Raw genomic sequence first — 14698 nt, 5'->3', positions numbered from 1 at the left:
CAGAGAGAAGCACTCTTGCCAATGATCTGGACAATAAACCGGCTGGCTCTGGTTCAGGGAGCCAGCCTTGCCTGGCCGGTCTGCTCAGAAGGTAGATCTGTTACTGATAGGAAAACGTAATACTTGCCAGTGCATTCGCCGTTCCGGGCACCAGGTCGCCCGTACGGATATACTGCGCCTGGAAGGGCAGTGACAATACCTGGTTTGCCGATGAGGTTGTCTGGATAAAGAACTGGTTGAGCGTGCCATCAGCTGTGCTGTCCGGCCCCATACTCAGAGGACCGATACCGTTATAGAAGAACTGTACACCCACGCCAGAAGCGGTAGAGTCGCCGGTCAGCGTCACCACCGATGAACTGTTTGACGGAGTTGTCTGGTCGGTCATGACCGCATTCACCGCGATGTTTTGATCACAGGTGAGTGTGACGTTGAACGTCCCCGACGGTGAGGTGCTGCCCACGGTTGAAAGTGTGCGAATATCCAGCGTGCCCAGATCGACGTTCGCACTTTTGGTGTTGACCGTACAACCGCTGGCGGCCACCGTGATGGTGGTGGGGTTGATAATGACCTGTGCTGTTTTGGTTTCATTATTGTAGGCCGTCAGAATGGCCGCATGGATGGCTGGCGTGGTGTACAGGCCAGATTTCAACGCAGTTCCCGTTTTAATGAATGTCACTTTCGCTGACCAGCCAAGCTTTGTGGCATAGCCACTGGTACCGCTGGCTGGATAGCTTTGCGTGATCCCTGTTTGCAAGGGCACATATTCCGAGCCGTTAAAATCTTTTAGCCCGATGATGTAGCCAATACCCGGTATACCCGTTTCGAAAATTGTGTAGTTTTGACCATCAACGGTGACCGCCATGCCGCTGGATATAGCCGATGGAGAGGGCTCAAGTGTGCCCTTTGAACAGGTCCATACCAGTCCGCACCAGAACACCTCCTCCACATTGGCCGTGGCGCTCCAGGTTGAACCAATAATGTCACCAGGCATCACCGAGTCTGCTGGTCCGGAATATTCCATTGGCTGGGGTGAGAGCGTAATGTCTGATTTCCAGTCCATAGCCAGCGCGCTGGCAGAGGCAAGAAAACAGGCAAGCAACACTAAATTACGCATCATTGATACTCCGTAGTCCAGGTGGCGATGGCTGACACGTTGCCAGCATTAACCTCCGCACTTGTGGCGATTAATCGGGCATAAAAATTCATCTGCACGCTGTCATTCCCCTCCACACCATAGGCGGTTGTCTGGGTATCGAGTGGGACAAGCGCGCCATCTTTGTCGAGGATTTGCACCGCCACGCCTGTCGCTCCGCCCTCTGCCACTTTAATCAGTCGCGGATCGCTATCATCCGGCGTGCCGCTAAAGCGGATCTTTACGCCAGAAAAGGTGGGGCCGCACGCTTCCAGCGTGAGCGTGAACGGAGATTTAATATTGCTTACCGCACCTGCTTTATTTAATTGTCTGGTACCGATGTCGCCAAGGGGGACATTTTTCTCCAGCGAGTCGGCGGCGACGACGCACGTATTGGCGATCAGATTACCCTTTACCGACACCAGCACATCGTAACCCTGCACCGGCCACGTGCAGGCGAACAGAAGTACGATGCATACCAGGCGGGTTATTACTGACATGCTCCCTCCAGAGAATAGAGGCCCGTGCGGGCGTTAAACTCCTGCTTATTGAGCTGATAACGAACAGAACAACGGGCCGCGTTATCTTTTCCCCAGACCGCGTTAAGCGTACCTTTCAACGGCAGACCCGATAAATAGATGCTGCCACCATCACCCACAATGCTGCTGACCTCGCTGTCTGCTAACGCGACGACGGTACCAAAAGGTAATTCCTTGCCGTTCTGGCGTAAGACAAACATCGCTTTTGCACCCTGCTGCGTGGTGATAGTGGCTCGCACCAGCGCGCCGTCGGTTGGTGTTTTGCTGATGATGGCATTGTCGAGTTCAACGTCACTGCCTGCGGTCGTGGCGTCGAGGCCGACCCGATTAACGCGGTACGGCGTGGCGTAGGGGATGACGGCATAGCCCCGGCTGTCGGTTTTTATACTGCGGTGATTAAGAACGGCAACCTTGCTGGCTCCAGGTGCTTTGATCAGAATATTGGTATTGCCCAGCGGCTGGCTCAGCGTCAACCCATCTTCGTGTAAAACGGCACCACCACTGATGCCATAGCTGAGATTCCGGGCATCACGCCCGTAGCTATAACCCAGGTTGTACTGGCCCCGAGCGTCTTTATATTGCAGTGCCGCATCGCCGCCATATTGCTTTTGTGCGTTGTAGCGCTGATTTACGCTGTAATAAAGTTCATCTTTTCCAGGCACATAACCACTGACGCCACTGCTGTAGGTTGTTCCTGCCGATTTCCCCTGAGTGGTAGAAAAACGTGCGCGTGTCGAATTTTGGGTATCGCCAAAAGGTATCGAGAGCGACAAGGCCAGAATGTTATCTTTACTGTCATCATAGAGACTGGTGCTGCGCTGGAAGCTCACGCCCAGCGAGGCAGTGCGGAATGTCGTATTCCATGCAAACTGAATCCCCTGTGTCGTTTTCGAGGTATGCCAGTAGGTTTGCTGATCCCAGGAGAGCGACAGAGAGCCATATTCGCCCATCGGCTGCGAGAGCTGTAGCTGGTTTCTGGCCTTGCGTGACATCCGAAGGTCGTAGAGATTTTCATAGCGGGTGGTGACAGAGCCATCCGCTTCCACGACCTGTTCTGGTCTGCCACCGCTCATTCTTTTATAAGCCGTATCGCTGAGGTTATAGAACCCTTGTGTGGAGTAACGCAGCGAATAGAAATTTACGCGTGTCCCGATGTCGTTGATCAGTTTGCTGTAGCGCAGGCGTACGGAGTCGCCCGTATAGCGCTTATCGTCTGCAAGCTGGCTTTGAGCATGGGTAACATCCAGCGAATAGGCACCCAGGCGGCCCAGGTTCTGACCAATGCCCGCTGCAACCCCGCGATAACGCTCGGAAAGCTGAGCGCCGCTATAAAAGGTCAGTCCATATCGCCAGCCATAAAAGAGTTCACCCTGGGCAAATGCCGGTGCATCCTGATTATTCACCGGCTGGAATTTACCCGCACTGAGGGCATATTTAACCTGGCCGCTGCGGACCAGATTAGGCACGCTGGCGAAAGGCACATTGAATTGAGTTTCGTAGCCGTCGCTCTCCCTGATAGTGACAGAGAGATCACCTCCCGAAGAGGTGGGATAGAGATCGCTGAGCACAAATGGCCCGGGCGATACGCTGGTTTGATAAATAACATTGCCGTTCTGTCGTACGGTGACGATAGCATTGCTGCGTGCAATCCCCCGAACTTCGGGTGCGTAACCGCTCAGGCTTGCAGGCAGCATGTTGTCATCAGTTTTAAGCGCCAGCCCGCGAACACCGACGGAGTCAAACACCTGAGAGGAGGTGTAAGTTTCTCCGGCATAAAGTTGTGCGCCCAGCGCCGGAACATCGCGTTGCAGCCAGGTCTGTAGATGGTTCAGCTCATTGGTGTCTTTGGTCCAGGTGGTATAGTCGCGCAGCCGCCATGCGCCAATGTTTATGCCGCTGTTCAGGCTGGCAAACAGCTGCTGATCGCGGGTTCTGTTATTCCCTTTGTAGGTGTTATTTGAGCCGTTAATGACATAGTTCAGCCACCCGGCATGAATGCCATGCTCCCAGTTTTCCGGACTGACGTAGCCGCGTGGCAGATTGCGCATCCTGCTCTGCGGTACAGTGATGTTGAGCGTGAGGGTTTGCGGCTCATAGTCCGTGCTGCTGCCGGGAAACAACGTGTTGAGAAAATAACACTGTTTTGCCAGCGGCAGGCTGACACCCTCTGCCTGTGCCATGTCCACGCCGAGCGCATCAAGCTGACTGGCCGTAAGACACGCCGCAGTGACGTCCTGCCCGCTGGATTTATCCACCGCAAAGATGACGTTGCCCGTGAAGGCATAGTTCTTGTTGATATAGACGTTGATATTATATTCGCCTGGCGGTAAAGCACTGCCTGTATTTACCCAGGATAAATCAACCACTGACGCGCTCTCGCCACTAAGGAAGGCGGGATTAAAGTATAAATCGCTCTCCGCGGCTGTGGTATACCGCATGGCATGGAAAGCCACCACCGCACAAACGATTTTTATTTTCACGCAATCATGCCTCAACGAGTCTATTTACGGTTCAACGGGGCGCGGGTTACAGGTGTCCATGCACCGTAGTCATTGATGGTCTGAAAGGTCAGCGATGTCGCCTGGCTAAAATTCTCTGCCAGCGTGGTACCTGATTCAGGTGGCAACATCACAGGCTTAACCGTCTTACCATCAACCTTGAGATTGATCGTGGTAATGAACCAGGGTGTTGGGTTGCGCAGCACAACTTTGCCCGCACTGTATTCACCGGTAATTTTTTTCCATGCTTCGTTAGCATTACCCGAAAGTGAAGCGGGACGATAAAATACCTTAATACGATTCGCAGAGGCGAACTGCAGGGAATTACCTGCACTATTTTTCATTTGTTGTGGAATCGCTTTTACCGTCATCCAGTAGAGGGATTCACGATCCTGCGGCAGAGATCGGCCATTAAAGATAATTTTCACCACACTTTCGGTTGCCGGTTTTAAAACATAAAGCGGGGGCGTAATAACGAAATCCTGTGAACGTTCACCGCTGGCATTCTCCACCCAGGACTGAATCAAAAATGAGGCTGTCGCATGGGTATTTCTGACCTGAAGAGTGGACTGTCTGGAATCAGCAGGATAGATCATACGTGTTGCACCTAACCCCACTCCCCCTGCGTATACCGCCGATGAACATAATGTGGCAGCCAGATAAACCCAGGTTAAAGAACGCATTTTTTTCTCCTGAACGTCTATTCATGCCCGGTCGTTACACCGGGCATGACGATTACGAGTAGGTTACGGTGTAGGTGGCAACTGCACTGGCATCGCCCGCAGTGGCATTGCCAGTTGGTGAGTAGTATTTTGCACTGAAGTTCAGCGTGTTAGCGCCTTTACGCAGTGGGGTTGCTGTAGCCGCTTCGCCCAGTTTCACAATGTTCCCCTGTTCGTCATAAAGACGAATGGCCACATTCTGCGCGGATGCTGCGCCGCCGTTTACACCTGTTGCCAGGCTGTTGGCATCATTACTGTCAGGTGTACCTGAGAAGGTCACTGCGACAGTGGTGGCTGCAACAGGGTTCTCATCTGTAGATATTGAGGTATCAGCAATTGCGCAATCCTCAAGGGCGATAGAAAACGTTTTAGCAACGCTTGCTTCACTGCCTGCAGCGGCCAGCGTAGCAGTACGCACTTCGCCCATGTTGACATCAATCTCTGCGCTGTTAGCACTGATGGCGCAGGCTGATGTCACGACGCTTCCGTTAAAATTGACAGAACCACCGCTGGTTGTTGCCGCCAGCGCTGAGCCCATCGGGAACAGCGCTGAAACACCTGCTACCAGAAGCGCTTTTTTCTTAAATCCTGATTTCATGTAATCACCTTTTTATTGGGTTTGATTTGTTGTGTTTTGTAAATAACGACTGACAATAAATATAAAATTTATTTTTAGTGTAAGTTTGAGAAAATATTGGCGATTGAGTGTTTATATATAATTTATTTTTTCTTTGTTATTTATTAAGGTGCTGCATTGCAGGCTGGGTAATGTCCTCTTATTAATAAAATATGGGGGCATTATAATTTATTTAAGAAAAAAGCACCTGTGGTTTTTTATTATATTATCCAGGTGGCGATAAATAAGTATTGTATATTGAGCACTCATGTTAATGAGCTATTTAATTATTAATTAAAATAGTATTATTTATGAGCATGCGATTATTATTTGGGAATGGTTGATTATTTCAGCGTCATTTGAGAGTTATTTTGATTCGTATTTCAGTGGTGATAAAAGAGAAGTATGTTATCTCTCCTGTCCACAGGATATGCCTTGATAGAGATCAGGAAAGATCGTTTGCAATGATTTAAAAAAATCATTCTGAACCGTCGGTTAAAATGGGGCTGGTCCAGACAAAGAGAAATCAGCAGGCTCTCTCCCGGTTTATGACAGATAGCGTTATGGCATTGTCTTTCGTGAGATGGCCGCTGGCAGAACTGATAAGTTCTGGGAAGCGAGCAGAGGGTTATTGAGGCTCAGTTCAGAGCTGGTCGCGGTTATGACTGACGCCGGACAACGGCAGAATGGCGTACCTCTATTGAGCAGGAGATCTGGGCAGGAAGAGGTGACGGAGACGGGCGTTGATCATTACGCAAAAAAAACGGACCTCAGTGGAGGTCCGTTCATGTTGAATTCTGGTGCCCGGACAAAAATGCCGGGAGCATTTTTGCATCGCGCGGCTTCGCGCGACCCGGAGGGTGAGCCACAGGATGTGGCGAGTGTATCGAACCTTCGGTAACGGGTTCGCGGCACAAAAGCAAAAAACCCGCCAGAGGCGGGTTCTTAAAATTTTGGTGCCCGAACCCGGACAAAAATGCCGGGAGCATTTTTGCATCGCGCGGCTTCGCGCGACCCGGAGGGTGAGCCACAGGATGTGGTGAGTGTATCGAACCTTCGATAACGGGTTCGCGCCACAAAAGCAAAAACCCGCCAGAGGCGGGTTCTTTAAATATGGTGCCCGAACCCGGAATCGAACCAGGGACACGGGGATTTTCAATCCCCGTGTTGAAGTGTTAAATTTCGCAGCCATAAGTTGTTAATATGTTAAATCGAACCTGTTTTCTTACAGGTAAGATTAAATGCATTCAAAATCAGTAGCTTGCCATTCCAATTTAGGGGCTAAAGTCATTCCTGTAGTCTCTACTAAAGGTGGAGAAGGTAAATCGACGCAAACCGCCAATCTGGGTGGTTTCCTGGCCGATTCTGGTTTGAAAGTCCTTATCATCGATGGCGATCACGCTCAGCCTACCGCCAGCAGTATATTTCCTCTGGATTATGAAGCCCCCTGCGGTCTCTTCGAAATGCTCATGCAGACCGTCGATCTCTCCGTGGCCGGCAACATCATTTCACGGACGAAAATCGATAATCTCCATCTCATCGTTTCAAACGATCCGCGCAATCTTCTCCCAACTTACATGCTTAACGCCCCGGATGGCCGTGTCCGCCTGCGCAATGCGCTTTCGGCACCGCTGTTTAATGAATATGACGTCATTTTGATCGATTCACAGGGCGCGAAGACGGTGATGTCAGAGCTGATTATCCTTGCCTCAACGGGTGAAATGATTGGCATGGTAAAGCCCGTACTGCCTGACGTTCGCGAATTCATGCGCGGAACCGTTACCCTGATGGAAGATCTTGTGCCGTATTCTGCATTTGGCATAAATCTTCCTGCCATACGTATGCTGGTCAACTGCATGGATTACACCAACCTGGCCGCAGAAACGCTGAAACAGGCTGAGCAGATAATTCATGATAAAGCGTACAGCGCACAGTCTGAGCGGATTGCGATCTCGATGCTGCAGACCCGTATTTACGATTTGACGGTCTACAAGCAGGGACACGCAAGCGGGCTGCCGGTTCACCGTCTGGAGAAGAAAACCAGCCGTACCAGTGACTCGGCCTTTGATTCTATGCACAAACTCGCCTGCGAACTGTTCCCTGAGTGGAAACACAGGTTCGATGTGCTTGCCGAAAAAGGGGATACGAAATGAGTTTTCCGCTTTTTTATCATTCATCTGAAACATACCGGCAGTCTCTGCCGGTATCTCTGTTATCAGTGTTGTCCCCTGAAAGGATCGTCAAGCCAGTCCAGTTTCTTTTCTGTCATGTACCGGAACGACTTTCCGCCTGGCTGAGCATAAAGAGCAGATCTCACTTCCGTCAGCGCCAGCCATTTGTGCTTAACGGAGAGTTTCTCAACATCTCCGGGGAACCACCCATGATGCTCAGTAATCGCATAGTCCAGCGCCTGTTCAGCGTTCAGACCTGCCCGGTTGCAGGTTTTCTTCAGCGTTTCGCCGAGCCAGAGCAGGCGAAAGCTATCCTGCCGCTCATAACTGTCTTTAAGAGGGGCGGTTTGTGCCCAGAACGAGAGGCTGAGGGTGTCAATAATGTCCTCAGTAAAGAAAGAATCCATGTCGGATCTACTTTGTTATATGTGGATGATTTGTTAACTCATTCACTTACGCCCCTGTCTGTCTTCCGTCCCCCAACTTCGGACAGGCAGGCTGTTGTCAGTGAAAAACATAATACTCCTGGCAAAGGAAGATCCGGCACCCTTTTATCCGGGTGCCTGGCACCCTTTACGTATATTTTTGTTAATTTCAATTCTTTGAAAAGACAACACTTATCTGGGATGAAACGTTGTCTGATCCGTCCCACGGTAACGCCCTCCCTGAATGGAGGTGCATATGACTGACAACCGCAGAAATATTCCGGGCCTGTACTCACGGGACGCTGAACAGAGCGTCATTGGCGGCCTGATGCTGGACAATGACTGCTGGGATGAAGTTGTGCTGCGCATCAGCGCGGGTGACTTTTTTAATCACGTTCATCGCGAAATCTTCATGGCGATGTCGCACCTCGTGGCGGCCGGCAGGCCGATTGACCTGCTGACATTGTCCGAGAGCATTGAAAGCCGGGGCAAAGACTCGCTTGAACAGCTGGGTGGTTTTGCCTATCTGGCCGAGCTTGCCAAAAACACCCCGAGCGTGGCCAACATCACGCACTACTGCGACATCGTGGCCCGTTACAGTCGCGGTCGCCAGCTGGCGGCAATCGGTAATGAGATACACGCGTCAGCCACCGCGCCGGGCGCGGATATCGCCGCTGTGATGGAAACGGCCGAGCAGAAAATCACAAAGCTGGCAGAGCGGGCTGAACCGCAACAGGGTGTAACCATCGTAGACGGTCTGGAAAAGCTGGCAGCCGAGCTCGAACGACGCTGCCAGACCCCTGACGGCATCACCGGCACGCCGACGGGTTTTAATGAGCTGGACGCCTTCACCAGCGGTCTCCAGTCGGGTGACCTCGTCCTCATTGCCGCGCGTCCCTCGATGGGGAAAACGGCGTTGCTAATAAACATCATCATCAATTCTCTGATGAAAAAAACAGATTCCAGCGGCCAGTTTTACAGCCTGGAGCAGCCTACAGAGCAAATCCTGATGCGCATGGTGTCGTCGCTCGGCAACGTTGACCTGACCCGTATGAAAAGCGGAATGATGGATGGGGAAGACTGGGCCCGCGTGTCAGGTGCCTTTGGGTTACTGACAGGGGATATCAAAGAGCGTCTGGTCATTGATGATAGCAGCGGCCTGACGCCGGCCATGCTTCGCGTCCGTGCGCGACGTAATGCACGACGCTACGGTAATCCCTCCATCATCGGCCTCGACTACCTGCAGCTCATGCGCTGCCCGGACCAGGAAAACCGTACCCAGGAAATCGCCGAGATATCACGCTCGCTCAAAGCGCTGGCGAAAGAGATGGCGTGCCCGGTGGTGGCGCTCTCCCAGCTTAACCGGGCACTGGAAAGCCGTGCCGATAAACGCCCCAACAACGGCGACCTGCGTGACTCAGGTGCGCTTGAGCAGGATGCTGACGTCATCATCTTTGTTTACCGTGATGAGGTCTACAACGCAAATTCTCCGGACAAGGGTTTAGCTGAACTCATCATCGGCAAACAGCGTCAGGGTCCTGTCGGCACACTGTGTCTGCGGTTTGAGTGCCGATACACCCGCTTTGAGAATCTTCAGGCCGATGCGGGGAGGTTCGCATGAGCAACATACGTAATCTCGATCTGGGAAAAGCTATGCTGCAGAAGGGCAAAAGCCCCATACAGCTGGCTGAAACGCCTGCTGCTCCGCTGCCGGTCAGTGAGATGGCAATGGTGCTGACGCTCGATCAGCTCAGGCCCAATCCTGACAATCCGCGCAATGCTAAAAACCCTCGCTATGAAGATATTAAAGCTTCTGTCAGGGCACGTGGGCTGGATTCAATACCAAAAGTCACCCGCGATCCGGACGGAGAGGACGTTTACATTTTCAGTGACGGCGGCAACACCCGCTATCAAATCCTCAGTGAGCTCTGGCAGGAAACCGGTGACGAGCGTTTCTATCGCTTTCATACCGTCTTCAAGCCCTGGCCTGGGCGTCTCAAATGTCTCGTTGGCCACCTTGCGGAGAATGAAGTCAGGGGAGATCTGACATATATAGATAAAGCATTAGGGGTGCATAAGGCACGGGTCATTTATGAAGAGCAATTAGGGAGGAGTGTTACTCTCAGAGAGCTTTCTGATCTGTTGGGCAAAGAGGGCTATCCAATTGATAACTCCAGCGTCAGTAGAATGGAAGACACGCTGAATTATATTTATCCGTATATGCCTCGCATGCTGGAAAATGGCATGAGTCGGGGTCAGGTTATGCCACTGCTCAGCCTGCGGTCCTCAGCGTTAAAAGTCTGGAAATCTTTTAGCGGGGATATAAACTCCAGCCTCACTCTCGATGACGTTTTTGGTGAAACCTGCCGTGTGTTTGATGATCCCGACAGCTATTCTCTGGAAATTTTCAGGGATGAGTTTATCGGCCAGCTGGTGAAAGCTCTGCCGCATCCCAGCCTCAACTATGATCGCTGGCTGATTGAGCTTGACCCTAAGGAGCAGAAGCGCCGCGAGCAGTTTGGCGAGCCTCCTGCCATGCCGTCGCTTACACTTACTCACCCGTCTGAAGGTTCTGGCGGTAAGGCCACGCCTGTCACCGTTCTGTCGGATGATACCACCGCTGTCATCCCTCTCACCGGCCTGCGCTCAGGCACCCTTACCGGCTCAACCCGCCCCGAGCCGGCCCCTGAGCCAGCGGACAACATCGTATTGCCTGAAAGTCACGGGATCAGCCCCTGCAGCCTTCCGCGCAGTGAAATCCAGAATGATCTCTTTGGTGGACGTCCCGTTATTACCGGTAACGGCGTTGGCATTAACGGTGAACACGGCTCGGGTCTGGTTTCTCCGGGCAGCCTTTCCCTTGCCTCGGCGTTTGGCGAGCAGGACGACGCGGTGCCGGTATCAGCCGGGTCCGTGAGCTTTGCCGAAACCGGTCTGGAGCCGGTCAGCGACATCTGGCTGATCCCGGCTCTGCAGGATGATGTTGAGCACCTCCAGGACATGGCCTACCGGCTGGTCTATGAAATTGCCGAGGCGATGGGCTGTGAAAGCGGCATTAACGAGGACAAAACTCCCGCGTCTGCCGGTTTTTCCGTCTCAGGCCACAGTGACGGGTTCAGTCTGTTCCTTGCCGGCCTGTCCGGCCGTCTGCCAAATCAGCAGTGCAACATGTTCATGTTCTGTCTGAATTTTTTTGGTTCACAGGAACCGGCGGACACGCCGGTATTTGACGACGTCATGGTGGTCAAAATGATGCGCCTTATCCGCATCATTCGACGCCTGCGTGAGCTGCAGCGCCTTGCCGCAAATGGGGGAGAAAATGTCTGATGATTTGAACGACGAGATGGCGCAGGCCAGCACGGCCTTATTTATTCAGCACGGTATTGACGCCGTCCGGTCACAGCTCCGTTCTGATGAGCCGTCAAAAGAGTTCTGTGAGTGTTGCGGAGCTGACATTCCGCTGGCCCGTCAGCGTGCGATGCCCGGTGTGAAGCTTTGCGCAGGCTGTAAGGACGTCGATGAGAAAAAGGCCCGCCATATTGCGGGCAGTTACAGGGGGACGCGTCATGTCGGATAAGTCAAAACTCGCCCGGCGCATCCGTCGTCTGATGGCCCTGGGGACGCAGAACAGTAACGCTCACGAGGCCGCCCGGGCGGTGGCGGTGGCCCAACGTCTCATGCGACGTCACGGCCTGACTGATGACCAGCTGGCGATGAGCGGAATTAGTGAGTCGGTCTGTGAGCGGCTGACCAGCAACGCGGAGAAAGTCCCCGCCTGGATGAATTCGCTCGCCACGGTGGTGTGCATGGCCACGCAGTGTCGGTGCTGGTTTGGCTGGTACGGTTATGTGAGTCCGGACGGATTGCGCATGTTCCGCCGGTCGCTTCACTTTTACGGCTTTGGGGAACGTCCTGAGCTGGCCCTCTATATCTATACCGTCCTGCAGCGCAAGCTGCGGGCGGCAACAGACAGCCATATGTCAACTTACCGCAAGCGACGAATAATGAAGAGTACGCTGCGCAGCCGCGCCGACCAGTTCCGTGAGGGCTGGGTCTCCGGCGTCTGGCAGGTGCTGCAGTCCTTCAGTACGCCCGACGGTGAAAATCAGGTGCTGCAGCGCTGGCTGGCACAGCGGCATTCCGGCCAGAGTCTGATGGCCGTGAACACGCGTGAGGCGAAACGGTGTCGCGGCGACATGTCGGCACGCACGGCGGGATGGTTTGCAGGCCGCCAGACCGAACTCAGTCACGGCCTGGCGGGTTCGCAGGCCACTCAGCAACTTACGGCGGGAGAAGCGCACAATGATTAACACACTCTTATGGTGTGCCTGCCTGTCGGGCTGGCTCTGTGATGCAATATTGCTGACCAGCCAGGTCAGCCCGGGAGGTGGTTTATGAGCCAGCAGAATCTTTCCGGCGCCACGGTGGCCATTCTGAGCTCGCTGCTGATGGACCTCAAGAGCGGCAACATCCGGCGCTGCGAATCTCTGGGCATGTCGGTCGAGGAGATACGGGCACTCAGCGGGCTCAGCCTGGACGAGCTGCATTATATTGGTCAGTCAAAGGTGTCAGTTATGGACGTCACACTCAACCACGAGAACTTCTGGCTGATACTCAACCAGGCCCGCAACGAGCAGGCCCGCATGCTGATGATAGACCGCGCCCTTGAGCTGGGCGGCTCCATGGAGCTGATGGACAAATACTTTGGTATGTCACCCTCTGACGTGAGCGCACGTCGACGGCTGATGGGCATCGAGAGCCGTCAGGGCAGGACACAGTCGCTGACCGAGGAGCAGGACGCGCAGCTCTGGACGGAGTGGAAAAATGCCGGTCTCACTTCACCGGAATCGCATCAGGCGCTGGAGGCGATGATGCTGGCGGCAGAACTACACGGCCTGTCGCTGACCGCCGTGTGGACGAAGGTATGCCAGTGGTGCCGGGAGGCAGTACATTCCCTGTCTGGAACTGCGCTACGTAAGGAGGCCTGATGCGGTTAAGTGATTTTACCCGGCGTCAGCAGGTCTCTCCGGCTGTGCGCCGCCGTGCTCAGAAGCTGTTCCTGGCGGTCTGCAGCGGTAAAAAGGTGTTCCGGCGGCTTGCCCGCAACGGCTACCTCAAGATTGACGTCGGCCCCTGCTGGCGAATTCTCAGCAAGGACGGAGGCCGGCAGTGGTGGCTGATGGACCATGAGACGTATAACCGTGAAATACGCCGGTAACGGACGACCAGCGATGACCAGACAGTGCCGGGTTTATCCCGGCACTGTGCTGTCTCAGGCAAAAAAGGGGAACAGGACATGAACATACCCGCCGACAGCATCGTGACACACACGCTGTCACGCATGGAAAAAAATCTTGAACGCAGGGCTGTTAACGGCGACGCCGGTCAGGAACGGAGCGGCCTGCTGTTTATGGGCAACGTCCACGACGCGTTTCCCCGCCGGCTCTTTCTCGACACGCGTCTGTCGCCGCTCGATAAAACGGCCTGGGTGATGATACGGCTTTACGCGCAGCAGAATGAGGGGGCCGTGTTTCCGACCTATGACGAACTGCAGGCGCAGCTTGCCTCCGCGCACTCTGACAAAGCCTCGCGTGAAACCGTGAGCCGCACGCTACTGATGCTGCGGCTCACGGGCTGGATTAGCCTGTGCAAAAAGGTCCGCGACGAGGGGGGCCGGGTACGTGGCAACATTTATGCCCAGCACGATGAACCGCTGGGCTACCGTGACGCGGAGACCTTCGATCCGGGCTGGCTGGCGCTGGTTGAGCAGAGCTGCCTGAGCCGGAACAAATCTGTGCGCATGACGGCGCTGGCCATCGTCAACGACATTCTGCAGGACACGGGTATGCGCCACCGTCACAGCCGACTGGCGCTGATTGAAAGTCGCCTCTCAGCAGAGTTAACGCCATCGGCGATGGTACTAAAACGCAGCGATTCCCGACCAGGTCCGAAAAACGAACTCAGTCAGAAACCTCGTGAAAAACCCCCTGAAATACTGAGTTCGGAATCCGAACTCAGTCAGGATAAAGACGGCATAACACTGAGTTCGGATTCCGAACTCAGTCTGAAATCAGTCACTTACAACTCAGTTCGAAAATCGAACCGTAACGTACGTTCTTTCACACAGAGTGTGATTAAAACAACGTACGTCTCTGACGCGCCGGTTCTGCCTGACAGCTTTCTGGCCATGCTGAGCAGCGAAGACCGCCAGATGGTGAGCGTGCAGTTTGGTGGCCTGCCGGTGCCGGTGGCTGAAGGGCTGAGCGGACTGCTGCAGGAACAGCTGCGCAAAGGCCGCCTGGCGAATCCTGCAGGCTGGATGTTCGCCATGCTGAAACGCGCCAGACAGGGTGCATTCCGGCAGCCTGAGGCTCCGTGCACACCTGCAGTTCAGGGGGGATCGGGGCCAGTCAGCGGTGCCGCAAACAGGCATGCACCGGTTGCCGCCTCGTCCGTCACTGCTGCGGTGCTGCCTGAGAACCGGGCATCGGCTGAACAGGTTGTCGCTGCCATTGCCGCTATCAGGCAGCAGTTTACTAAAGCGCCACAATGAATTTGTTCAAAAAACAGTCTTGCTGCGGGGCGCAGCAAGGTT

14 protein-coding genes are annotated in these 14698 nt (G+C 53.9%); 8 read left to right on the top strand and 6 right to left on the bottom strand.

The genetic code is table 11. From position 1 onward, the window contains the following. Positions 1 to 100: 100 nt before the first annotated feature. From AC0T7J_RS19185 to AC0T7J_RS19165, 5 genes are read right to left on the bottom strand one after another with little or no spacing between them, the layout of a single operon-like run. A complete protein-coding gene (locus AC0T7J_RS19185; RefSeq protein WP_473795945.1) occupies positions 101 to 1117 on the bottom strand; it encodes a fimbrial protein in 1017 nt (338 codons plus the stop codon). Next, the gene (locus tag AC0T7J_RS19180; protein WP_473795942.1) at positions 1114 to 1632 is read right to left on the bottom strand and encodes a fimbrial protein; all 519 of its coding nucleotides are present in this window, start codon (positions 1630 to 1632) and stop codon (positions 1114 to 1116) included. The genes AC0T7J_RS19185 and AC0T7J_RS19180 overlap by 4 nt, the downstream gene beginning before the upstream one ends. Further along, complete coding sequence (locus AC0T7J_RS19175) at positions 1623 to 4151, bottom strand: fimbria/pilus outer membrane usher protein (protein WP_473795939.1); 2529 nt, start codon at positions 4149 to 4151, stop codon at positions 1623 to 1625. The genes AC0T7J_RS19180 and AC0T7J_RS19175 overlap by 10 nt, the downstream gene beginning before the upstream one ends. 20 nt (positions 4152 to 4171) lie before the next feature. Continuing rightward, on the bottom strand, positions 4172 to 4852 hold the full coding sequence (locus tag AC0T7J_RS19170) for a fimbrial biogenesis chaperone (protein ID WP_473795936.1): 681 nt from the start codon (positions 4850 to 4852) through the stop codon (positions 4172 to 4174). A 52-nt stretch (positions 4853 to 4904) separates the two neighbouring features. After that, entirely contained in the window at positions 4905 to 5489 is a 585-nt protein-coding gene (locus AC0T7J_RS19165) for a fimbrial protein (protein WP_473795933.1), read from the bottom strand. A gap of 1259 nt (positions 5490 to 6748) precedes the next feature. Here AC0T7J_RS19165 and AC0T7J_RS19160 point away from each other — a divergent pair. Then, positions 6749 to 7660 (top strand): ParA family protein, encoded by a 912-nt coding sequence (locus AC0T7J_RS19160; RefSeq protein WP_473795930.1) that lies wholly within the window; start codon positions 6749 to 6751, stop codon positions 7658 to 7660. 62 nt (positions 7661 to 7722) lie between these two features. On the opposite strand, the gene AC0T7J_RS19155 is transcribed toward AC0T7J_RS19160, so the two are convergent. After that, on the bottom strand, positions 7723 to 8085 hold the full coding sequence (locus AC0T7J_RS19155) for a hypothetical protein (RefSeq protein WP_473795927.1): 363 nt from the start codon (positions 8083 to 8085) through the stop codon (positions 7723 to 7725). A 274-nt stretch (positions 8086 to 8359) separates the two neighbouring features. Between AC0T7J_RS19155 and dnaB-PI the strand changes: the two genes are divergently transcribed. The 7 genes from dnaB-PI to AC0T7J_RS19120 all read left to right on the top strand — a co-directional run bounded on the left by dnaB-PI (position 8360) and on the right by AC0T7J_RS19120 (position 14656). Then, a complete protein-coding gene (dnaB-PI, locus tag AC0T7J_RS19150) occupies positions 8360 to 9724 on the top strand; it encodes an SPI-7-type island replicative DNA helicase (protein ID WP_473795924.1) in 1365 nt (454 codons plus the stop codon). Next, positions 9721 to 11430, top strand: a complete 1710-nt coding sequence (locus AC0T7J_RS19145) for a ParB family protein (RefSeq protein ID WP_473795921.1) — start codon at positions 9721 to 9723, stop codon at positions 11428 to 11430. Before dnaB-PI ends, AC0T7J_RS19145 begins: the two co-directional genes overlap by 4 nt. After that, the gene (locus AC0T7J_RS19140; protein WP_473795918.1) at positions 11423 to 11680 is read left to right on the top strand and encodes a TraR/DksA C4-type zinc finger protein; all 258 of its coding nucleotides are present in this window, start codon (positions 11423 to 11425) and stop codon (positions 11678 to 11680) included. Before AC0T7J_RS19145 ends, AC0T7J_RS19140 begins: the two co-directional genes overlap by 8 nt. Beyond that, positions 11670 to 12413: a DUF7168 domain-containing protein gene (locus tag AC0T7J_RS19135; protein ID WP_473795915.1), complete on the top strand. Its 744-nt coding sequence runs from the start codon at positions 11670 to 11672 to the stop codon at positions 12411 to 12413. The genes AC0T7J_RS19140 and AC0T7J_RS19135 overlap by 11 nt, the downstream gene beginning before the upstream one ends. A gap of 84 nt (positions 12414 to 12497) precedes the next feature. Continuing rightward, a complete protein-coding gene (locus tag AC0T7J_RS19130) occupies positions 12498 to 13091 on the top strand; it encodes a DUF2857 domain-containing protein (protein ID WP_473795912.1) in 594 nt (197 codons plus the stop codon). Then, complete coding sequence (locus AC0T7J_RS19125; protein ID WP_031592641.1) at positions 13091 to 13321, top strand: ParE family toxin-like protein; 231 nt, start codon at positions 13091 to 13093, stop codon at positions 13319 to 13321. The genes AC0T7J_RS19130 and AC0T7J_RS19125 overlap by 1 nt, the downstream gene beginning before the upstream one ends. Before the next feature lie 78 nt (positions 13322 to 13399). After that, a complete protein-coding gene (locus AC0T7J_RS19120) occupies positions 13400 to 14656 on the top strand; it encodes an STY4528 family pathogenicity island replication protein (protein ID WP_473795909.1) in 1257 nt (418 codons plus the stop codon). Positions 14657 to 14698 lie beyond the last annotated feature (42 nt).

The sequence above is a fragment of the Pantoea sp. E956-1 genome, from assembly GCF_982223955.1.
Note: the sequence above shows the minus strand (reverse complement) of the source record. Positions and strands in the feature narration are given on the sequence as shown.